20 protein-coding genes and 1 pseudogene are annotated in these 21204 nt (G+C 73.9%); 11 read left to right on the forward strand and 10 right to left on the reverse strand.

Annotated elements, in window-relative coordinates:
- Both ACFVVX_RS11295 and ACFVVX_RS11300 read right to left on the reverse strand, forming a co-directional pair.
- Positions 1-1116 carry a radical SAM protein gene (locus ACFVVX_RS11295; protein WP_387943951.1) on the reverse strand — a complete coding sequence of 372 codons (1116 nt, stop codon included), beginning with the start codon at positions 1114-1116 and terminating at the stop codon, positions 1-3.
- Between the two features lie 46 nt (positions 1117-1162).
- Positions 1163-1348, reverse strand: coding sequence for a hypothetical protein (locus ACFVVX_RS11300; RefSeq protein ID WP_387943953.1), 186 nt, complete (start codon positions 1346-1348; stop codon positions 1163-1165).
- Between the two features lie 157 nt (positions 1349-1505).
- Between ACFVVX_RS11300 and ACFVVX_RS11305 the strand changes: the two genes are divergently transcribed.
- Positions 1506-2723 (forward strand): helix-turn-helix domain-containing protein, encoded by a 1218-nt coding sequence (locus ACFVVX_RS11305; protein ID WP_387943955.1) that lies wholly within the window; start codon positions 1506-1508, stop codon positions 2721-2723.
- Positions 2724-2886: 163 nt separating this feature from the next.
- Here the strand turns inward: ACFVVX_RS11305 and ACFVVX_RS11310 are convergent, their stop codons facing one another.
- Positions 2887-4200: a DUF3533 domain-containing protein gene (locus ACFVVX_RS11310; RefSeq protein ID WP_387943957.1), complete on the reverse strand. Its 1314-nt coding sequence runs from the start codon at positions 4198-4200 to the stop codon at positions 2887-2889.
- Between the two features lie 294 nt (positions 4201-4494).
- Between ACFVVX_RS11310 and ACFVVX_RS11315 the strand changes: the two genes are divergently transcribed.
- The gene (locus ACFVVX_RS11315; protein ID WP_387944248.1) at positions 4495-5088 is read left to right on the forward strand and encodes a histone deacetylase; all 594 of its coding nucleotides are present in this window, start codon (positions 4495-4497) and stop codon (positions 5086-5088) included.
- Between the two features lie 145 nt (positions 5089-5233).
- Here ACFVVX_RS11315 and ACFVVX_RS11320 read toward each other — a convergent pair whose 3' ends face one another.
- Positions 5234-8272, reverse strand: a complete 3039-nt coding sequence (locus ACFVVX_RS11320; protein ID WP_387943959.1) for a protease pro-enzyme activation domain-containing protein — start codon at positions 8270-8272, stop codon at positions 5234-5236.
- A 410-nt stretch (positions 8273-8682) separates the two neighbouring features.
- Positions 8683-9870 (reverse strand): epoxide hydrolase family protein, encoded by a 1188-nt coding sequence (locus ACFVVX_RS11325; protein WP_387943961.1) that lies wholly within the window; start codon positions 9868-9870, stop codon positions 8683-8685.
- Positions 9871-9933: 63 nt separating this feature from the next.
- Here ACFVVX_RS11325 and ACFVVX_RS11330 point away from each other — a divergent pair, with 63 nt between their 5' ends.
- Positions 9934-10941, forward strand: coding sequence for a helix-turn-helix transcriptional regulator (locus tag ACFVVX_RS11330; RefSeq protein ID WP_387943963.1), 1008 nt, complete (start codon positions 9934-9936; stop codon positions 10939-10941).
- A gap of 57 nt (positions 10942-10998) precedes the next feature.
- Here ACFVVX_RS11330 and ACFVVX_RS11335 read toward each other — a convergent pair whose 3' ends face one another.
- Positions 10999-11628, reverse strand: coding sequence for a dihydrofolate reductase family protein (locus tag ACFVVX_RS11335; protein WP_387943965.1), 630 nt, complete (start codon positions 11626-11628; stop codon positions 10999-11001).
- A gap of 385 nt (positions 11629-12013) precedes the next feature.
- Here ACFVVX_RS11335 and ACFVVX_RS11340 point away from each other — a divergent pair, with 385 nt between their 5' ends.
- Positions 12014-12358, forward strand: a complete 345-nt coding sequence (locus ACFVVX_RS11340) for a hypothetical protein (RefSeq protein ID WP_387943967.1) — start codon at positions 12014-12016, stop codon at positions 12356-12358.
- A gap of 89 nt (positions 12359-12447) precedes the next feature.
- Here ACFVVX_RS11340 and ACFVVX_RS11345 read toward each other — a convergent pair whose 3' ends face one another.
- Positions 12448-13305: a MerR family transcriptional regulator gene (locus tag ACFVVX_RS11345; RefSeq protein WP_387943969.1), complete on the reverse strand. Its 858-nt coding sequence runs from the start codon at positions 13303-13305 to the stop codon at positions 12448-12450.
- Positions 13306-13410: 105 nt separating this feature from the next.
- Between ACFVVX_RS11345 and ACFVVX_RS11350 the strand changes: the two genes are divergently transcribed.
- Positions 13411-13836, forward strand: a complete 426-nt coding sequence (locus ACFVVX_RS11350; protein ID WP_387943971.1) for an SRPBCC family protein — start codon at positions 13411-13413, stop codon at positions 13834-13836.
- A 159-nt stretch (positions 13837-13995) separates the two neighbouring features.
- Positions 13996-14472 (forward strand): hypothetical protein, encoded by a 477-nt coding sequence (locus ACFVVX_RS11355; protein WP_387943973.1) that lies wholly within the window; start codon positions 13996-13998, stop codon positions 14470-14472.
- 91 nt (positions 14473-14563) lie between these two features.
- Here ACFVVX_RS11355 and ACFVVX_RS11360 read toward each other — a convergent pair whose 3' ends face one another.
- Positions 14564-15682 (reverse strand): mechanosensitive ion channel family protein, encoded by a 1119-nt coding sequence (locus tag ACFVVX_RS11360; RefSeq protein WP_387943975.1) that lies wholly within the window; start codon positions 15680-15682, stop codon positions 14564-14566.
- A 213-nt stretch (positions 15683-15895) separates the two neighbouring features.
- Entirely contained in the window at positions 15896-16279 is a 384-nt protein-coding gene (locus ACFVVX_RS11365; RefSeq protein ID WP_387943977.1) for a hypothetical protein, read from the reverse strand.
- A gap of 630 nt (positions 16280-16909) precedes the next feature.
- Between ACFVVX_RS11365 and ACFVVX_RS11370 the strand changes: the two genes are divergently transcribed.
- The 5 genes and pseudogenes from ACFVVX_RS11370 (at position 16910) to ACFVVX_RS11390 (ending at position 20458) form a co-directional block, all read left to right on the forward strand.
- A complete protein-coding gene (locus ACFVVX_RS11370; protein ID WP_387943979.1) occupies positions 16910-17806 on the forward strand; it encodes a hypothetical protein in 897 nt (298 codons plus the stop codon).
- Positions 17791-18315, forward strand: a complete 525-nt coding sequence (locus tag ACFVVX_RS11375) for a GNAT family N-acetyltransferase (protein WP_387943981.1) — start codon at positions 17791-17793, stop codon at positions 18313-18315. The genes ACFVVX_RS11370 and ACFVVX_RS11375 overlap by 16 nt, the downstream gene beginning before the upstream one ends.
- 94 nt (positions 18316-18409) lie before the next feature.
- Positions 18410-18923 (forward strand): annotated as a pseudogene (locus ACFVVX_RS11380) (GNAT family N-acetyltransferase).
- Entirely contained in the window at positions 18920-19501 is a 582-nt protein-coding gene (locus ACFVVX_RS11385; RefSeq protein WP_387943983.1) for an HD family hydrolase, read from the forward strand. The pseudogene ACFVVX_RS11380 and the gene ACFVVX_RS11385 overlap by 4 nt, the downstream one beginning before the upstream one ends.
- A 216-nt stretch (positions 19502-19717) precedes the next feature.
- Positions 19718-20458, forward strand: coding sequence for an alpha/beta hydrolase (locus ACFVVX_RS11390; protein WP_387943985.1), 741 nt, complete (start codon positions 19718-19720; stop codon positions 20456-20458).
- A gap of 251 nt (positions 20459-20709) precedes the next feature.
- On the opposite strand, the gene ACFVVX_RS11395 is transcribed toward ACFVVX_RS11390, so the two are convergent.
- A complete protein-coding gene (locus ACFVVX_RS11395; protein WP_387943987.1) occupies positions 20710-21018 on the reverse strand; it encodes a hypothetical protein in 309 nt (102 codons plus the stop codon).
- Positions 21019-21204: the final 186 nt, after the last annotated feature.

A 21204-nucleotide genomic window follows, 5' to 3' on the forward strand; every position in this document is an offset into this window, starting at 1 on the left:
TCACCCTGCTTTCTGGAAGCCGTGCTGACAGTAGGAACCGAGTGGTGCCTTCGCCTCCTGGTAGTGCTTGGCCAGCGGCCGGCACACGGTGCACGTGCCGGACAGCTGGCAGCCGGTGCAGCCACCGGTGCGAAGCATGAGGCGGTCGGCGATGGCGCCGAGCCGGGCGAGGCCGTCGATCCCCTCGGTGGGGAGGCTGATCTGGTCGTCGCGGCCGATCTTGCAGATGGACACCAGCCCGTGCGGGTCGGTGTGGAAGAAGGTGTGGCCGGCGTTGCAGCCGCCGAACGGCTTGCGCATCCGCAGGTGCTCCTTGGACTGAGCCGTCAGCACCTCGCCGCCGCCGTAGATGGTGGGGGTCATGTTGGTGAAGACGTTGCACTCCAGCCCCCAGCCCTCGCACAGCGAGATCATCGCCTGCTCCTCGTGGGCGTTGTCCTCGGTGACGATCACGCTCATCCGCAGCGGCAGCTTCGCGCGGCGGGCGGCGTTCATGCCCTGGACGAACAGGTCCCAGGCGCCCTGGCGCTGCGTCAGCTCGTCGTAGCTGGCCTTGGTGGCGCCGTACATCGACACCGTGACCCGGTAGGGCGGGCACTCGGCGAACAGGTCCAGCAGGTTCTGGCGCCACAGCAGCGAGGCGTTGGTGGAGACGGTGATCATCATGCCGAGCGCGTAGGCGGCCCGGTAGGAGGCGATGAAGTCCTTGTCCACGGTCGGCTCGCCGCCGGTGATCTGCAGCCACAGCACCCCGGCCTCCGCCATCACCTTGAGGCAGGCGAGCTTGTCCGCCAGCGGCATCCCGGCGTTGACCTTGAGACCGAGGTAGCAGTGCTTGCACTTGTAGTTGCAGCCCAGGTTGATCTCCCAGCTGGCCCGCGAGTAGCCCCACGGGGAGGGCTGGCGGACCATCAGGAAGTCGCCGAGCGGTCCGGCGGTGTCCAGGTCGGGCCACTGGCCGGCCACCGCCTCGGTGAGCCAGTGCGGGGCCGGGTCGGCTCCGTCGTGGGCGCGCAGGTCTTCGTACCGCTCGGGCGGGAGCATGAGGCCGCCCCGGGCGCCGGGCCGCACGATCAGATGGTCTTCCAGGAACGGGCTGGCGATCAGGCTGTGCATCGGTGCTCCTCCGTCTCCTCGTGCGAGGTGGTGTCGAGCGGGCCGGTCAGCGCGGGAGCGCGAGCCGGCGCCGGGCCGCAGCAATCTGGGCCAGGACCGACCGGCGTCGGGCGGCCCGCTGCTGGTTCTCCACGAAGACCTCGTTGCCGTCCAGGTCCGCGAGCCAGATCCCCCAGGAGTGCGGGCCGGTCAGCAGGCCGTCCGGCTCGGTGGTCGCGGGCACGCTGGTCATGGCGGACTCCTCGAAGTCGTGGTGCCGCCCGGCGCGTTCCACGGAACGCCGAGGGGGATCGGTTTGGTCCTGCGCGCCGGGCGGTGGGTCCACTTTGGGGGGTGGTGTGTCGCCGAACCACCCCCGCCGCCCTATAGGACGGCCCTATATTTCGGGAGTGGACCAGGAGTTGGACGTGTGGACGCACCCGGACCTGCGGGCCGCGGTGGCGGCCGAGGACTGGCCGACGGTGCTCAAGCGGTGGCGGGCGCTGACCCGCAGCAGCCAGAGCGCGCTCGGCGCGCTGGTCGGGCTCGCGCAGCCGGACGTGTCCGCGATCGAGAACCGCCGGCGGGAGGTGACCTCGGTCGAGGTCCGCCAGCGGATCATCACCGGGCTGCGGGTGCCGGTGGAGCTGCTGACCGGAGGCATCGAGGAGTTGCCGCTGCCCTCACTGGTGCTGCCCGGCATCGTCGCCGACCCCGAGGCGGACCGGCTGATGCGGGTGCGCGGCGGCATGCGGCTGGACACCGCGTCGCTGGACGCGGTGGAACGCCTGCTCGCCGAGCACCGCCGGGCCGAGGACACCCTCGGGTCGCGCGTCATGAACGGCGTGGTCACCGCCCAGTTCGCCGAGGTGGTGGGGCTCTACGACCGGGCGCGCGGCCCGCTGGCGGATCGGCTGGTGAAGGTGCTGGCGGAGTACGCGCAGTTCCTGGCCTGGCTGGCCCAGGACCAGGACAACGCCCCGGTGGCACTGGGCTGGTTCGACCGCTCCTACGACTGGGCGTTGGAGTCCGGCTACGGCGACATGGCCGCCACCACCATGAGCATGAAGGCCCACCTGGCGTGGTCGCGGGGCAACGGTCGGCGCTGCACCCGGCTCGGGGAAGCCGCTGCGGCCACCCCGGGCGCCAGTGCCGCGACCCGCGCGATGGCGCTGCAGATGGCCGGCCGCGGGCACGCCCTGGACGGGGATGCCGCCGGCGCCTACCGGCGCCTGGACGAGGCCCAGCGGATCATCACCGCCACCACGGACGCCCCGCCGTGGCTGTACTTCTACGGCGAGTCCTGGTTCGCCGCCCAGCGCGGCATGGCCGAACTGCACCTGGGCCGCTGGGCCAGCGCGGTGGACAACCTGCGCACCGGCCTCGATGGCTTCGCCGCGACCTACCGTCGCGACCGCGCCTGGTACGGATCCTGCCTGGCCCACGCCTACGCCGGAGCCGGCGAAGCCGAGCAGGCCCTGACCACCGCGCTCGGGGTGCTCGCGGACGCCTCCGAGGTCGGCCGGCCGCATGCCTGGGGCGAACTGCACACCGTGGCCTCCGTCCTGCTCCGCCGGGGAGCCGGTCAGGGGCGGCTGCTGGTCGACGCACTGGCGACACTGGACTGAGGGTCGGCGGCCCTTTTCGAGGCGACCGGCGGGGCGGATCCACCGCCCGCCACGCGGCCGACGACCGGGTGCGGGTGGGGCCGACCGGGCGCCGGCCCCCGAAGGTCACTGGGCGGTTGCCTCGCGCACCCACTGCTCGGCGGCCTCCCGGCCCCGGTGGGGGTCAGTCCGACTCGGGGTGGAAGCGGTGCAGGCCCTTGCGGTCGTAGTAGGTGGTCATGGCGAAGCCGAAGGCCAGGGCCGCGACCGTCCCGATCGCGATCATGGTCCAGGCCCGGGTGAGCCCGGCGTCGGCACGGGCCCCGAAGTACAGGATCGACCGGACGCCGTCGCTGAGCTGGCGCATCGGCTCGAACACCGCCAGCCCCCGGTAGAACGTCGGCAGCGCCTGCAGCGGGATGGTCGCCCCGGAGGAGGGCAGCGACAGGGCGATGAAGACGAACATGCCGATCAGCTGCCCGATCCCGCCGAACGCGGCGACCAGCGCCTGCACCCCGAGCCCCACCGCCGCGCTGGCGCAGACCGAGAAGACCCACAGCAGCGGCAGGTGCGAGGCGTCCATGCCCAGGATCCCCACCGTCGCCAGCATCACCAGGCTGGACGTCAGCACCGAGAGGGCGACGGACATCACGCAGGTGACGGCCAGCGTCCCGGTGCGGGTGATGGGCACCAGCGGCCGCTGGGTGCGCAGCGGCCCCAGCTCGCTGGCGGCGTAGCCGAGTGCGACGTCGACGCCGTTGCTGATGATGTTCGCGCCCAGGAACCCGCAGAGCACCAGCAGCAGCGTGTAGTAGAACGCCGTCAGGCCGAGTCCGCTGTGCGGGCCGATGGGGTGGCCGACCTGGACGTCGACGGTCACCGGGTCAGCCAGCTGCAGCTGCGCCGCGTTGCTCACCGTGCCGCCCTGGGCCGGGGCTTGGGCCGGGGGCTGGGTCTGGGCCTGGGCGGTGAGGGCGGCGCCGAGGCGCGCCGAGGCCTGCTGTGCGGCGCTCTGGGAGATCGAGGAGGCGAGTGAGGACTCCAGGCTGCCCACGCCGGGGTTGGTCAGCACGGTGATCGTCGGGCGCGGCGGGGGCTGCTGAGCGGGGGCGCCCAGCGCGGCCACGGCGGCGGTGAAGCCCGCGGGGACCTCCAGGGCGCCGGCGAGTTTGCCGGAGGCCATCTGGTCGTCGGCCTCGGCCCGGTCGAGCACCCGCCAGGAGACCTGGCCCCTGGGGTCGGGCGCGGTGGCGATGCCGGCCGTGATCTGGGCGCCGAGGTTCTGCTGCTGTCCGGCGACGGTGGCGCCCCGGTCGGAGTTGACCAGGCCGATCGGCAGCCGGTGCAGGTCCGCGCGGGGGTTGATGATGCCGCCCATGTAGAGCAGGGACAGCAGCAGTGCCAGCAGTCCGACGATGATCGTCGGAACCGCCCAGACCTTGGGGTTGCGCAGCACCTGGCGGGCCCGCACGCCGCCCTCGGGCCGGTTCGGGGTCATGGTTCTCCTGCGCGTGTCGTCCGGTTCGGCCCCCGCCCGAAGGTAGCCGCCGTGCCCCGTGCGGCGGGTGCGCCTCGCCCGCCGCGTCCGCCGGGGCGACCCGGTCGGCGGCAGGCGGCGCGACTGCGGCGGGTACGGTCGGGGGCCATGGACGAGATCCGACGTACCGTCAGCCGGAAGGCGCAGGAGGCGGGTTCCGGGCCGGTGCCGGTCGTGGGCCGGGTGCGGCCGTGGACCGGTGCCGCGGCGGTGGGGGCGGGCGGGCCGGTCTGGTACGCGGCCTACGGGTCGAACATGCACGCCGACCGGCTGGCCCGCTACCTGCGGGGCGGGCGCCCGGCGGGCGGGGCCCGCGGCCAGCACGGCTGCCGGGACGGCCGGCCGCCGGCGCGGAGCGTGCCGGTGCTGCTGCCCGGGGTGCTGTACTTCGCGCTGGAGTCGCTGGTGTGGGGTGGCGGCATGGGCTTCTACGATCCGGCGCGGGCGGGCCGGATGCCCGCGCGGGCCTATCTGCTGACCGTCGGGCAGTTCAGCGACATCGCCGCGCAGGAGATGCACCGCGTGCCGGGGGCGGACCTCGACCTGGCCGGGGTGCTCGGTGGCGGCCGCGACCGGCTCGGGCCCGGCCGGTACGAGACGCTGGTGTGCCCGGGCACCCTCGACGGGGTCCCGGTGCTGACCTTCACCGCTCCCTGGGGGCTCGACGGCGCCGAGCTGAACGCGCCCTCCGCGGCGTATCTGCGGGTCCTCGCCGCCGGGCTGGGCGAGGCCCACGGCTGGGGCCGGCGGCGGGCCGCCGGGTATCTCGCCACCCGGCCCGGGGCGGCCGGGTACTGGAGCGCCGCCGCCGTCCTGGCGGCCCTCGGCGGGGAGGCACCGGGGCCCTGACGGCGCGACGGGGGCGGCGGGACGGCTGGGGCGGGACGGCGAAGGGGCCCGCCGCCGGATCGCTCCGGTGGCGGGCCCCTTCGTCGGGCCCCTTCGTCGGGCCCCTTCGCCGGGCCTCTTCATCGGGCCGGGCGGGCGGGCCCGGTCAGCTGTAGTAGCCGAGGACGTCGACGATGACGTCCGCGTTGTTCCAGGAGCCGTTGAGGATGTCCAGGGCGCCGTTGGCGCCGACCGGGACGGTCACCATGTTGGCGACGGTCTGCCCGGCCGTCCAGTTGAGGTTGGAGGTGCTGGCGGAGGCCTGGCCGGACGGCGAGACGGCCAGGTGGCCGTCCTCCAGCGGGTTGGTGACGGTCACGTTGAGGACCACGGCCCTGGCGCCGGACAGCAGTCCGCCCGCGTCCAGGTCGAGCCTGCGGACCTGGCGGCCGGTGAAGGCGCCCCGGGGGGTGCCGAGGCCGAGCCGGCTGTCCATCAGGCGGTGCGGGGCGGTGGTGTGGAAGGCCGCGCCGCCGCCGGTGGTGAGGAAGCCGAACACGTCGGCGATGATCTGGGTGGGGCCCCAGGAGCCGTTGTACAGGCGGATGCCGCCGTCGGCGCCGAGCGGGACGATCACCTGGTTCGGGACGGTCTGCCCGCGGGTCCAGTTGAGGTTGGACGTGGTCGGGCGGGCGTCGCCCGAGGGGTAGGCGGTCAGGTGGCCCTCCTCCAGGGAGCCGGTGGAGGTCACGTTGAGCACCACGGCCCTGGTGCCGGCGGGCGCGCCGAGCTGCTGGGAGGTCAGCGCCACCTCGCCGTAGGCGCCGACCGGTCCGCCCGAGGTGCGGGTGTCCAGCACGCGGGCCGGGCCGGACGGCTGGTAGGTGGCGCCGTCGGTGTCCGAGGTGTAGTAGCCCTGCACGTCGGCGAGCAGGTGCACGCCGCCCCAGGCGCCGTTGTAGAAGGTGACCCTGCCGTCCCTGCCCACGGGGACGGTGACCAGGTTGGGCACGGTCGCGCCGGCGGTCCAGTTGAGGTTGGAGGTGTCCGGGCGGGCGCCGTCCGAGGGGTAGACGGTCAGGTGGCCGTCGGTGGCGGGCGCGGTGGCGGTGACGTTGAGGATCACCGCGGTGACGCCCGCGACGGGGATGCCCGCGCTGCCGGAGATCTGCAGGGACCGCTCGCCGTAGGCGGTCACCGGGTCGCCGGTGCGGGTGTCCAGGAGGCGGGTGGGCGCGGTGGGCCGGTAGGTGCCGGCCGGGCTCTGCGGCAGGGCGGCGCACAGCTCCCGGGTCAGCGCGTCGACCCGCGGGGTGCCCAGGCCGGTGGCCATGTCGTAGCCGGGGGCGGCGGTGTACAGGCCGCCGCTGTAGCCCGAGGCGGTGACGTTGTTGTGGCCGGTGGTGACGTCCTTCAGCGCGTCGGCGCCGAGCCGGTAGAGCAGCGGGTTGAGGTAGCCGACCGGGCCCGAGGCGGCGCAGCGGGCGTCGGCGTTGGCGTGGGCGATGATCGCGGCCCACAGCGGCGCGGAGCCGCTGGTGCCGCCGATGGTGCCCCAGTACTCGGTCCGGTCCTGTGCGTAGATGGAGATCAGGTAGCCGCGGCCGGAGTCGGCGAGCGCGGAGACGTCGGGTACCTGGCGGCAGGTCGAGATGCCCTCCGCGGCGGGGCAGCCCCTGGGGTTGAAGCCCGGTGCGGTGCGGCCGGCCTGGAAGCTGGCCGCGTTGTCGAGCGCCCAGCGGGAGGAGATTCCGCCGCCGCCGGCGCCGCCGCTGCCGCTGTTCCAGACCGTCTCCTGCGGGGCGGCGGGGGTCCCGTTGATGGTGGTGCCGCCGACGCCGGTCACGTAGGGCTGGCCGGCCGGGTCGTCGGCGGACAGCCGGGGGTCGGGCCGGGTGGGGTCGCCGCTGTAGCAGCCGGTGGAGCCCTGGTCGCCGGAGGCGGCGACCACGCTCTGGCCCTGGGCGGCGGCCTGCTGGTAGACCAGGTTCGCGGCCTGCTGGTAGGCGTGGTCGGTGCGGTCCTCGCAGGAGCCCCAGCTGATCGACACCACCTGGGCGCGGTTGTCGGCGACGATCTTCTGGTAGACCGCCAGGATGTCGGCCCAGCTCGCCCTGGTGTAGTCCGGGCCCTGGTAGACCAGGACCGAGGCGTTGGGGACGAAGCCGATGATCGTCTCGACGTCGAGGGCGGTCTCCACGCCGACGTCCTGGTAGTTGGCGGGGGTCACCGGGGTGGTGGGGCCGCCGTTGACCTTCACCCGGGAGACGGAGGCGGCGGTGGCGAAGCAGCGCTGGTAGGCGGCGATGGCCGCGTCGCTGTAGTCCTCCAGGGCGAACACCGCGACGGTGGAGCCGGCGCCGCCGTTGGCGAAGGACTTCTGGTAGACGCCCGCCAGGGTGTCGGGGGTGAAGTAGTCCTGGAACTTGTGCTTGCCCTGGGAGGCCTTCCAGTTCTCGATGTCCGCGCACAGCGTGGGCTGGCCGCCGCTGAAGGCGGGGGCCAGTGCGGCGTTCGGCCGCTCGGGCTTGACGGCGCCCTGGTCGGCCAGGACGTGGTTGGTGTGCGGGCGCGCCAGGTTGTTCAGGCCGACGACGCCGGCCACCGCGCCCGCGGCGGCGCCGGACAGCCGGGGGGCCTCGGTGTTGGCGTACGCGGTGGAGCCGTCCGCCAGCCGGTAGCCGCTGAAGCCGGTCGCGAAGGCGCGCCTGGCCTCGCCGACCGTGGTGGCGACCGGGATGGTCAGGCCGCTGGCGTCCAGTGCGCCGGGGTGCAGGCCGGCGTCGGTCAGGGCCTTGTTGACGGATGCGACGGCGGCCGGGTCCGCGCCGAAGGCCTTGGCGAACTCGCCGGTCTTCAGGTAGTGGCGGTACTGCGGCGAGCCCGGCGTGGAGACGGCGGTGACGAAGCTCTGCAGCGCGCCGGGGTCGCGCGGGTCCAGCGTGATGCTCAGGCTGAGCGGGGTCGAGTCGGCCGGCCCGTCCGCGGGCTGCGCGTCGGCGGGCGCGGTGGGCGCGGTGCCGATCCGGCGCTCCTGCGGGGGCGCGGCCTGCGGTGCGGCGGAGGCGGCGGCCGGGACCGCCAGGCCGAGCAGGACCGCGGTGGCGGCGGCGCCGGCCAGGGCGCGGCGTATGGACCGCCGTGCGGTCCGCCGGGGGCCGGCGGGCGCCGGGGCTCCGCCGGTCCGGCCAGGGGGGATGGCCATCCAGATTCTCCTGATGCGCGTCAAGGACGTGCTGCGAGGGCAGCACACGGGCGCGGTGCGCGCGTCCGGCCGGCTGAGAGGGCATCAGCGGGGACGGCCATCAGGAACGAAGAATTCAGACATTTCGCCGAAATGCCTTTCGGCACAGCGCGATTGCCCCCCGTGGCGCCTCGGCGGTCGGCACACCGACGACCGTTTATATCACTGGCGATCACCGGTTCGACACCGGGTTCTCGTGAACGCCGCGGGGCGGGGGCGCGGACGGGGGCGGGTGACGCGGCGGGGACGGAGCGGCGGCGCAGCGGGCCGAGGGAGTTGGGAACGGCGCGCGCCCGGGACACCGAGCGGGGGTGTGCGCCGGGCGCAGGGGTCAGGCGCCCGGCGCAGTGGCCGGGCGCCTGGTACGGAGGTCAGGCGCCGAGCGTGCCGAAGAAGGCGCGGACGTCGGCGACGAACGCCTCCGGCTGTTCCAGTGCGAGGAAGTTGCCGCCGCGCTCCAACTCGGTCCAGTGGGTGACGTTGTGGTCCCGCTCGGCGAAGCGGCGGATGGCGATGCCGGTGTCCAGGGCGACGGCCACGCCGGTGGGGACGGTGCCGCGCGGCTTCGGGGCCCAGGCGCCCGGGTCGTGGCCCGCCTCGTAGTAGAGGTTCGCCGAGGAGCCCGCCGTGCCGGTGAACCAGTAGACGCTGATGTTGGTCAGCAGGCGGTCCCGGCCCACGGCGTCCTCGGGGAGCTCGGCGGCGGGGTCCGTCCACTCCTTGAACTTCTCGGCGATCCAGGCGAGTTGGCCGACCGGCGAGTCGTGCAGGCCGAAGGCGAGGGTCTGCGGGCGGGTGGACTGGATGGCGGCGAAGCCCATCCTGTCCTTCTGGAACTCCTCCAGCCGGGCCAGCCGCTCCTGCTCCGGCGCGGTCAGCCCCTCGAACTCGGCGGGGTCCCCGGAGGGGAAAGTGATCAGGCCGTTGACGTGCACGCCGACGACCCGGTCGGGCGCCTGACGCCCCATCTCGGCGGCGATCCAGGCGCCGCCGCCGGTGCCCTGGACGCCGTAGGAGTCGTACCCGAGCCGGCCCATCAGCTCGACGAACGCGCCCGCGATGCGGCCGGTGTTCCAGCCCGCCTCGCCGAGCGGACCGGAGAAGCCGGTGCCGGGCGTGGAGGTCACGACGACGTGGAAGTCCTGCGCCAGCGGCCGGACGACCTCGACGAACTGCACGAAGGAGCAGGGCCAGTCGTGCACCAGCAGCAGCGGCACGGCCGCCGGGTTCTGCGAACGCACGTGCAGGAAGTGGATGTTCTGGCCGTCGATCCCGGTGGTGAACTGCGGGAACCCGTTGAGCTCCGCCTCCGCCTTGCGCCAGTCGAAGCCCTCGGCCCAGTACGCGGCCAGGTCCTTGAGGTAGGCGGTGGGCACACCCCGGCTCCAGCCCGCGCCCGGGATCTCGCTGCCCCAGCGGGTCCAGGCCAGCCGCTCGCGCAGGTCGTCGAGCTCCGCCTGCGGGACGTCGATGCGGAACGGGCGGATCCGGGCGTCGGTGTCGGCGTCGGCGCTGGCGGTGACGTCGGCGTTGGCGGCGGTGTTGCTGCTGTTCTCCATGGGTACGACAGTATTCTGGATATAGGCACGGTACGTTCCTAATAGCACACCAGGCTGGTCCTCATGCTCGATACCTCCGCACGACTGCTGCGTCTGCTGTCCCTCCTGCAGACCCCCCGGTCCTGGCCGGGATCCGAACTGGCCGAGCGCCTCGGCGTGAGCGGCCGCACCGTCCGCAACGACGTCGAGCGGCTGCGTGAGCTCGGCTATCCCGTGGACGCCGAGCGGGGGGCCGCCGGCGGCTACCGGCTGGGCGCCGGGGCGGCGATGCCCCCGCTGCTGCTCGACGACGAGGAGGCCGTCACGGTGACGCTCGCCCTGCGCACCGCCGCACAGGGCGCCGTCCCCGGCACCGAGGAGACCGCGCTGCGGGCGCTGGCCAAGCTGGAACAGGTGCTGCCCGCACGGCTGCGCCGCCGGGTGCGGGCCCTCCAGGCGTACACGGTGGCCGTGCCGGCCGACCGCCCGGCCCCGGGCGTGTCCGCGGACGTGCTGACCACCCTGGTCTCCGCCTGCCGCGACCGGGAACGCCTGCGCTTCGACTACCTCGACCACGCCGGCTCGCCCACCCGCCGCGTCGTCGAGCCGTACCGGGCGGTGAACTGGGGACGGCGCTGGTACCTGGTGGCCTGGGACGTCGAACGCGAGGACTGGCGGACCTTCAGGGCCGACCGGATCCAGCCCCGCACCCCGACCGGTCCGCGCTTCACCCCGCGCGAACCGCCCGGCGGCGACCTCGCGGCGTACGTCTCCCAGCGGGTGTCGAGCGCGGCCTGGCGCCACCACGCGCGGGTGACCGTCCACGCCCCGGCGCAGGCGGTGATCGAGCGGATCAACCCCGCGGTCGGCACGGTCGAGGCCCTCGACGACGACACCTGCGTCCTGGTCACCGGCGCCGACACCGTGCAGACCCTCGCGGTCTACCTGGGCATGCTCGACCTCGACTTCGACGTCACCGGGCCCGCGGAACTGGTCGACCACCTGCGTCGGCTCGGCGAGCGCTACGCCCGCTCCGCGGCGCCGGACCGGGCGGCAGCGCCGGACCGGTCGGCAGCGCCCGACCGCTCCTGAGGCCGGGGCCGCTTCGGTTGCCGCGGCGCACCGGGTCGGCGGCGGGTCAGCGGTGGGTCAGCGGCGGACCAGGCGGGCGTGGACGGCGGCCGGGGAGGCGATCAGTTCGGCGACCCGGTAGCCGTCGACCCCCTCCCCCAGGTTGTCGAGCAGGCGCTCGCCGCGCCCGGCGAGCAGCGGGACGACGGCCAGGTGCAGCTCGTCCACCAGCCCGGCGCGCAGGTACCGCTGGACGGTGGCCACCCCTCCGCCCAGGCGCACGTCCCGGCCCCCGGCCGCCTCGAAGGCCCGGCGCAGCACGGTCTCGATCGGCTCGTCGGTGAAGTGGAAGGTCGTCCCGCCCGCCATCGGCAGGTCGGGCCGCAGGTGGTGGGTGTGGACGAAGACGTCGTGGTGGAACGGCGGGTCCTCCCCCCACCAGCCCCGCCACGACTCGTCGGGCCACGGCCCGCGCTGGGGCCCGAACATGTTGCGGCCCATGATCGTGGCGCCGATGTTGTCCAGGGAGCGCTCGACCTGGTCCACGTCGATGCCGCCCCGGCCCTCGGCGCGCTCGCGCATCGCGGCGAACATCCAGTCGTGCAGTCCGTCGACGCCGTCGCCGAAGGGGGCGTCCGGGCGCTGGTCGGTGCCGGCGGCGAAGCCGTCCAGGGTGACGGTGAGGTTGTGGACCCTCAGTTCTGGCATGGCCTGCTCCTTGTGCGTCCGGGGCCGCGCGGTGGGCCCGGCCGGGTCGGGGTGGTCCCCGCTCCCACCGTTACGTCGAACGGGCGGCGGCCGGATCGACATCGCCCCTGTCGGGATTCTCGCCGCCCCGGGCGGGCGCGGCAGCCCGGGCGGGGCCCCGGTGCCGCCGGTAGGGCCGGTAGGGCCGGTAGGGCCGGTAACACCGGTACGGCTGGTAGGGCCGGTAACGCTGTTGCTGCCGACGCGGCGGTCTGCTGCGCCAGGGGCCTGCCAGGGCTGCGCCACGGGGTGGGGGCGCGGGCAGGGGGCGCGCAGCGCGCTGCGGACCACCTCCGGTTGGTTCACGTACCGTGACCCGTCGGAAAGCGACGGGGTTGCACTCCCCGTGATCCGAATCCGCCACCTCACCCGGTACGTCCTGAGTCCCCTGCACTCCCCGAACTGCCTGCGCCGGCTGCACCCGCTGCGCCTGCTTCGTCTGTTGCCCGGGTCCGCCGCCGCCGCGCTGCGCGCCGTCCGCTCCCTGGCCGCCGGGGTGGAGCGCCTCGACGCGCGGGCCGACTGCGCCCTGCGGGTGTGGGCCCGCCCGCACGCCGCCCGCCTGCGCGCCCTGGTGCAGCGTGTCACCGCGGCCAACCGCGAGGACGCCCTCACCCGCCATCTGCCCGGCCGCGCCGCCGAACACCCCCGTGCCGACGACCGGTTCGGCGGCGGCGGGGGCGCCGGCTGACCTGTCGACCCGTGGACGGGCCCGGATCGTGACCGGCCCGGATCGTGACAGCCTCGGACCCCGCGGCCTCAGGCCTCGGCGGGCTCGGGTCAGGCGGGCTCGGGTCGGGCGGGCTGGATGGGCCAGGCGATCTCCAGGCTGTTCTCGGGGTGGCCGGGCGAGCCGCACCAGCGCCGGTAGATCTCCTGGACCGGCCCGGCGAAGGTGAACCCGTGCTCGGCGACCCAGGCCGCGACGGCGTCGTAGGCGCTCTGGATCTGCGGGAAGGCCGCGGCGGGCCCGTCCACGACCGTGCTCGCGAACAGCGCCTCGGGGATGTCCAGCAGGTACATCCCCTCCGGCAGCTCGCCCGGCTGGGCGGCCGTCGCCGAGAACGGCAGGCACGCCTCGACCTCGGACGCGCTGTCCTCGGTGACCAGGCCGTGGAGGCGGGTGAACGCGGGCCCGGTGAAGGTCAGCGGGGCCTGTCCGGCGACGGTGTACATGCTCTGGAAGCTCGCGCGGGCGAAGGCGTCGAGTTCGGGCTGGTGCACGGTGGCGCGGCAGGCCAGCGCGCGCACGGGCCCGTCCTGGCGGACGGTGATGCGGTGGTTCATCCGGTACCCCTCGGAGAGTCGGGCCAACAGGGCGTGGACGACGGTGCGTTGGACCTCCAGCCGGCGTTCGGCGGCCGTCAGGTGCGCCTGCAGGTCGGCCGAGATGTCCCGGCCGTCGGCGATGCGCGCCAGCAGCTCGCGCACCCCCTCGATCGGGATGTCCAACTGGCGCAGCGCCCGGACCAGTTGGGCCGTGCGGACCTGGTCGTGCCGGTAGTAGCGGTAGCCGCTGTCCGGGTCGACGAGGGCCGGCACCAGTACGCCGCTGGCGTCGTAGTGCCGCAGAGCGGTGATCGGCAGGCCCCCGGCCTGTGCGAACTGCCCGATAGGCAGCAGATTCGTCCTGTCCACGCAGGGAACTGTGCCGTCTCGGGTAACCCGAGAGTCAAGCGGCGCGGGGCGGGCAGACGAGCGGCAGCGCGTCCGACCCGGGGCGCGCCCGGCAGAGGAGGACCCATGTCGCGCATGCAGGAGTCGGTCGAGGTGGCGGTGCCGGTGGAGGCCGCGTACGAGCAGTGGTGCCGGGTGTCGGCGTTCCCGCGCTTCATGAGCGGCGTCGAGGAGGTGGTGCCGGGGCCGTCGGGCACGGTGCACTGGGTGGCCCGGGTGGACGGGGTCCAGCGCGAGTTCGACACCGAGGTCACCGAGCGGATCCCCGGCGAGCGGATCGCCTGGCGCTCGGTGGACGGCGCGGACCAGTGCGGGGTGGCCACCTTCCACGCGCTGGGCGAGGGGCGCACCCGGATCATGCTGCAGCTGGACCACACCCCGCACGGCGTGGTCGATCTGATCGGCGACCGACTGGGGTTCGTCGCCCACCAGGTGCACCGCTGCCTGCAGGACTTCAAGCAGCACGTCGAGGGGCCCGCCCGGGCCGCCTGAGCACCTGGGCGCATGCCTCGGGGTGACGGCCTGGCAGCTCTGCTGACGGTTGGTCACTTCTCCTTGCCCGCCTGCACAGCCGCGTGGATATCCGCCTAGGCGCGGCGACCGGCTCGCGGTACGGTCGGGGCCACGGTTGCCGACAAGGGGGGATCGCGCATGCTGTCCGAGACGCTGACCGCACTGGCCATCTCCGGTGGGACGGCGGTGATGACTGCGGCGGGGACCGAGGCGTGGGAGGGGCTCCGAGGCCGGGTGGCCGCCTGGTTCGGGCGGGGGAACGCCCAGCGCGAGAGTGCCGAGCTGGAGCGGCTGGGTCGCACCGCCGCCGAGCTCGCGGCAGCCGAGGGCGGGCAGCTGGAGCGGCTCCGGATCCGCCAGGAGGCCTCCTGGCAGGCCCGGTTCGAGGCGTTCCTGGAGGACCTGCCGCAGGACGAGCGCGAGCGCGCCGGCGATGCCCTGCGCGAGCTGCTGGCCGAGAGCGCGGCCGGGGCCCGGGTGTCGGCCGGGGACGGCGGGATGGCGGTCGGCGGAAACGTGCACATCAGCGCCCAGGACGGCTCGCTCGCCGCCGGTGTGATCCACGGGGGCGTGCAGATCGGCCACCCTCAGGCGCCGGGTCCGTCCCAGGGCTGAACGGACCGGCCGCGTCGAGCCCGTCGCCGACCTCGCGACCACCCGGCAGGCACGCACGTACCGGCAGGAGCAGTCCCGGGGCAGGGGGTGGCTACGAGGGAGGTGGCCCTTGCAGGCCGCCTGCCGCGGTCCACTCCCCTTGCGCCGTCTCGGCCGCGGCCCGGCCCTGCTCGGCCGCCTCGGCCCGGGCGACGGTGACCCGCGGCAGCGCGTACGGGTGCCGGTCGCGCAGGAAGGCGACCAGGTGCTCGCGGACCGCGCAGCGCAGTTCGAAGGCGAGCTCGGCGTCGGGCGCGGTCATCAGGGCCCGGACCACGATGGTGCTGGGGGTGGTGTCGACCACCTGGAGTGCCCGGCCGGCGCCGTCCCACCGCTCGTCGCCCGCCAGCATCTTCTCGAACTCGGCCCGCAACTCCCCGACGGGCGTGCGGTGGTCGAGGTGCAGCAGCACGGTGCCGGTGATCCCCGGGTCCCGCCGGGACCAGTTCTCGAACGGCTTGCCCGCGAAGTAGGAGACCGGCATCACGATCCGCCGCTGGTCCCAGGTGGCGATCACCACGGCGGTGAGGGTGATCTCCTCCACCGTGCCCCACTCCCCTGCCACCACCACGACGTCGCCGATCCGCACCATGTCGCCGAACGCCAGCTGGATCCCGGCGAACAGGTTGGCCAGCGAGGACTGCGCCGCGACCCCCGCCACCAGGCCGAGCAGGCCCGCCGAGGCCAGCAGGCTGGCGCCGACCGCGCGGACCGCCGGAAAGGTCATCAGCGCGGCGGCCAGGGTGAGCACCGCGATCGCCACGTCCGAGATCCGGCCGACCAGGTCGGCCTGGGTCCTGGCCCGGCGCACCCGCCCCGGGTCCCGCCGCCCGGCGGCGTACCTGGTCAGCGCGGACTCGATGAACAGCGAGACCGCCCGCGCGGCCAGCCAGCCCGCACTGACCAGTACCGCCAGCAGCAGCGCGTGCCGCACCGGCGGCCGGATGCCCGGGCCCAGGCCGGCGGCCGGCTCGCAGCCGAGCAGCAGCGCCGCAACGAGCGTCACCAGCACGGGAATCCGGCAGCGGCGCAGCAGCTGCCACCGGCGGGCGGCGGGCCGGGCGGCCGACAGCCGGCCGACGGCCAGCAGCAGCACCCGGTCCACGGCGAGGACGGCGGCCGGCACGGCGGCCGCCACCAGCAGCGGGCGAAGGACAGTCCAGATCGGCATGGGGGCTCCTCCGGTCGCGGTCGGGATCCGGGTACGCGTCGAGGCCCCGGGAGGGGAGAGCCGGGGCCTCGACGCCGGGCGCCGGCGGACGGAACGGCGCTGTCCGTCGCCTGCCCGCTGAGGGCACTTCAAACATCCGCGCGCGTCCCGCACCGCGCCCGCCCCCCTCCCCCCGCTCCCCTCGCGTCAGCCGTCCGGACAGGGAGGGCCCACCTACTGACAAGGGGCGTGCCATTCGGGGTGCGGTTCCTGGACATCCGCTGCCGCCCCGCCGACGGACCGGCGCAGGGTGAGCAGCGCGACGCCCCGGCGGTCGAGGTCGGCGGCGAGCCGCCGCCAGGCCTTCGGGCCGTCCGCGACCATGCGGCGGTTCAGTGTGACGACCACGCAGACGGATCCGGCGGCGACCAGCTCGTTGACGCGCCGCCAGCCGGGGCGCTCGGCCGGCGGCAGCAGCACGTTCGCGTCGGTGACGACCTCGGCGACCTCCAGCCCTTCGGCGACGGCACGGGCCTCGCACCACTCGGCACACAGCCGGCGCCCGGTGGGATCGTCGTCGGTACAGAGGTAGACGACGGCTGTGGAGGTCTGGCACACGGGAACTCCTGCAGACGGCACGGTCAGGGGCCGCCCGACCCCGTCGAGCGGGGGTACCGGGGTCGGGCGGCGGCAGCCGCACGGATCCTTCCCCACGGCCGGGTGGGCGGCCTTCCGGGCGGCTGTGCTCCAGTCAACGGCCGCACGCCCCGGACGGGCAGGGTGATTTCGCGGGCGCCTGCTCGCAGCCGACCGGAAGTTTTGACCGCCCCTTTACCGGTCGACTCGCGCCCAGAGTAACGGGAGCGCTACTTTGCGCTCATGGGGGACAATAGTGAACTCCGTCGACGGATGGTCGAACTCGCGCTCAGTCAGGCCGAGTTGGCCCATCGTGTGAACCAGTACGTCGAGACCGTCAGCGGCCGGTACGGGAGCTGTACCGAGCGCACGGTGCGGGATTGGATCACCGGCAGGACCCGCTGGCCCCACGCGAAGCAACGCGCCGCGCTAACGGCAGTATTCGAGTGCACGGCCGAACAACTCGGCTTCGTTCCGCGGGGCGTGCCGCGTCCCGCCCCGTCACCGGAGGAAAACGTGCGGCGCCGGACCTTCATCTCCTCTGGGCCGACCGCGGCTGCCGCAGCCGCGTTCCCGACCCTCGGTTCCCAACCCACCATCGGGGCGTCCGACGTGCTGAGGCTGCGGTCCGACCTGGAAACGCTCGACGCCCTGGACGACCACCGCGGCGGCCACGCCGCCCTCGAACGCACCGCCCTGGCCAGGGCGGAACAGGTGCTCGCCGTGCAGCGGGGCGGCAGTGCCACCGAGCGGGTACGCCGACGACTGTTCGGCGTCGCCGCCGACTACACCGCGGTGGCGGCCTGGTCATGCATCGACGCCCGCGAACTCGACCGCGCACAGCGCCACCTCGACACCTGTATGCGGCTCGCCGGCCTCGCCCAGGACGCCACCGCCCAGTTCCGGGCGTGGAACTCGATCGCGATTCTCGCCCACCAGCAGAATCGGCACGCCGAAGCCGTCACGGCGGCGAACGCCGCCCAGGCGACCGGCATCACCCGCTGCGATCCCATGTTCGCCTCGCTCGCGCACGCCCGTACGGCCATCGGGCACTCGAACCTGAACGACCGCCAGGCGGCGCTCAGGTCACTCGGGCTCGCCGAGGACGCGCTCGCCCGCGCCCGCGGCGAGGCCCGCCCGTCCTGGGTGGCGTTCTACGGACCCGCCGAGCTGTTCGCCCTGACCGCGATCGTCCGTGACCGGATCGGCGACCCCGAGCAGGCCGAAGGCGCCTCCCACCGGGCGCTCGCCATGCTGCCCAGCCAGTTCCGCAGGAACCGGGCGCTGGCCACCGGCCGGCTCGCCATCGCCCAACTCCACCAGGGAGAGATCGAGTTGGCCACCGCGACCGCGGCAACGGTCTTCGATCTGATGGTCGGCGCGCCGATCCCGGGGCGCATGCGCACTCTCCTCGGAGACTTCCACCGCGACCTGTTGACCCTTTCGGCGAACGCCCCCGCTGCGCGAGAGTGGGCGGACCGCTTCCGCACCGAATGGAGCCGACCGTGATCGACCTGCGCCGCTACCAGTACGGTGAGCTGCCCGAGGGATTGCGCCAACTGCTGATCGACGTCCACTCGGACGCGTACGCGGACCGGAGCGACGACGAGTTCACCCAGCGGTTCCCCTGGTTCGTCGACCACTGGACCAGCCTGCCGGGCTTCACCTGCGTGGTGGCGTACGACGCGGACGAGCCCGTCGGCTTCGCCTACGGGGCGCCGCTCGCCACCGGCCAGGAGTGGTGGCGCGAGCACGTCGATCCCGCTCCCGAACCGTCCGCCACCTTCGGGGTGTCCGAGCTGATGGTCCGCCCGAACTGGCGCAAGAGCGGCACCTCCGAACGGCTGCACTCACAGCTGATCACCGACCGGCCCGAGGACCTCGCGGTCCTCCTGGTCGACCCCGACCACCCCAAGGTGCAAGCACTGTACGAGTCCTGGGGGTACAGGCCGGTCGGCTTCCGCCAGCCGTTCGCCGACTCCCCCCGGTACGCCGTCATGCTGCGCTCCCTGCGCTGACCGCTCCCGGAACACGTGCGACCCCAGACCCGTGCACCTGCGGCACCAGGAGGACCACCAGGTGATCGACATCGAGCCGCGCCACCACCTGCAGCTGACGGCGCCGGTGCGCCGGACGCTGATCGACCTGTACCGCGACGTCCGGGCGCCGCTGCTCCATCGGCCCAACTACGGCCCGTCCGTGTTCGCGGAACGCCTGGACCGGCACGGCTCCGAGCCCGGCTTCGAGGCCGTCATCGGCCACGACCGCGGTCAGGCCGTCGGCTACGCCTACGGCAACACCATCGGGCCCGGGGACCGCTGGTGGACCCGCATGGACAAGCCCGTACCCGAGGAGCTGACCGCGCGGCCCACGCTCGCACTGAAGGAGATCGGCGTGCGCACCCCCTGGCGCGGTACGGGCACCGCCCGGCGCATCCACGACGAGCTGCTGGCCGGGCGAGGAGCAGGTCACGCTCATGGTCAACCCGGCCGCCGGCAACGGCAAGGTCCTGGCGCTCTACGAGGCGTGGGGGTACGAGGCCGTCAACGAGGTCCGGCCGAACCCCGAGGCCCCGCCGCTGATCGCGATGCTCCGACCGATCCGCGCCGAAGGGAGCCGACCGTGACCGACGACCTGTCCGCGGTGGCGAGGTTCCTGTTCGAAGCCGGGACGCTCAAGCAGACCAAGCGCACGGGGTGGTGGATGGCCGGTGTGCGCGACCCCGAATCGGTGGCCGAGCACTCCTGGCGCACCGCGCTCCTCGCCTCGATCATCGCCAAGCTCGAAGGCGCCGATCCGGCGCGGGCCGCGTACCTCGCGGTGTGGCACGACTCCCAGGAGACGCGCACCGGCGACGTGAACCACCTGGGGAAGAAGTACGCGGCCTGCGCCGACCCCGAGGCGGTGACGGCGGACCAGGTCGCCGGGATGCCCGAGGCGCTGGCGGCGGCCGTCCGCGAGCTCGTCGCGGAGTACGAGGCGAAGGAGTCCCCGGAGGCGGTCTGCGCCCGCGACGCCGACAAGCTGGAGTGCCTGCTGCAGGGCGTCGAGTACAGGGCGCAGGGCTACGCGAACGCCCAGCGGTGGATCGACAACAGCCGCGGCCGGCTCACCACGAAGTCCGCCAACGAACTGGCCGACGCCGTCCTCGCGTCCGACTCCCTCGACTGGCTGCGCGCCGCCCTCGGAGAGCCCTCGATGTGACGCTCGGGCTCCGTGGCATCCGGCCGCGGGGCCCGCGCCGGGAATCCGCTTGTCGGGGCGCGGCGGCCACTGCTAGCTTTTCGGTGGCCGTGCGAGAGAACGAGGAGGTGGTACCCGTGAACGCAGTATCGACATGGGTGCTCCCCTCTGGGGCCACGGTCGGGCGATAGGTCGTCCGGGAGCGCCGTTACACGAGCACTCCCGAAAGGCACGACCATGCGATTCACCTCCGAGCAGCGCCTCGACGACGGCGTCCTCGAACGCGAATTCACCCTCGGCGAGATCCCCGGCATCCTGTGGACGCCCGCGTCCGCACCGGCATCCGCACCGGCACCGCTGATCCTGCTCGGCCACCCCCCGCTCGGGCTGCGCAAGATGTACCCCCGGCTGGTGGCACGGGCCCGGCACGCCGCGGCGGACGGTTTCGCCGCGGCCACCATCGAGCTCCCCGGGAGCGGTGACCGGCCCCGGTGGGCCGCCGCCGAGCAGGCCCGCGCCGACCTGCGCCGGGCCATGGAAGCCGGCGAGCCGGTCAGCGACGAGATCATCGACGCCCTCGTCCTCCCGCTCGTCGAAAGGGCGGTCCCGGAATGGCAGGCCGCCCTTGACGCCCTCCTGTCGTTGCCCGAGATCGGCGGCCCGGTCGGGTACTCGGGGGGAGTGATCTCCATCGGCGTCCGCCTCGCGGTGGTCGAGCCGCGCATCGTGGCCGCCGGACTCTTCGCCGGGAGCTTCGTGCCACGCGCCATCTTCGAGGAGGCCCGCCAGGTCACCATTCCGCTGCACGTCCTGCTGCAGTGGGACGACGAAGGCAACGACCGGCAGGCGGCCCTGGACCTGTTCGACGCCTTCGGCTCCAAGGAGAAGTCCCTGCACGCCAATATGGGCGGGCACACCGGCGTGCCGCAGTTCGCGGCGGACGCCGCGGCCCAGTTCTTCACCCGCCACCTGAAGTAGGACCCGGCCACCAGGCCGACAGCAGGCGGTAGACGGTAGGCGGTGCCGGCCAGGACGCCGCTCGTCGAGGAGGTCCCGGCTCTCCTCGGCCGTCTGCACCGCGGGCCCCTGCCGACCCACGACCCGGCAGGGGCCCGCAGCAGAGCCCGCGGTGCCCGAAGCAGGCGACTCCTCAGGCACCGACGGCGGCCCGCAGCTCGTCCACGAATTCCCGACAAGAGCCGTAGCGGTCCTCTTTCGGCACGGCCCGGTCAGAGAGCGGAAAGGCGCAGCTTGAGCGGCGAACCGCTGGAGCCGGGCGTCCAGCCGTTCGACCGCGCGGCCCGAATACCTGCGGCGACCTCGCGCGGCAGGACGACCTCGGCCGGCAGCGTGTCCGGTTCGAGCACGGCCGGCCGACCGGTCTCCACGACGAGCGTCGTTCCGGGACAGGCCGCGTCCTCCACCATGTAACCCAAGGTGATCCCGTCGTAGTCGCAGCACGGTTTCCTGCTCACTCGCCAGCGGTACTCGACGCCGTCGACGACGATGCGGCGGGAACCCTTCTTCGCCAGTGCCACTCTTCGCCCCTCGGGCTTCGACTGCTCGTAGATGCTCGTGGATGTCTGTCGCCAGTCTAGGAAGCGGTGCCTGTCCTGCCCCAGGGCACCCACCAGCCGACAGGTCACCACGAACGGGGCGTCAGCCGGCTACGCCGAAGCCCTGACCGGGCGGCCCGGCTGCCGCCCCACGGGCACCGCGCTGCG

This window comes from Kitasatospora sp. NPDC058170, assembly GCF_042883905.1.
Lineage (GTDB): Bacteria > Actinomycetota > Actinomycetes > Streptomycetales > Streptomycetaceae > Kitasatospora.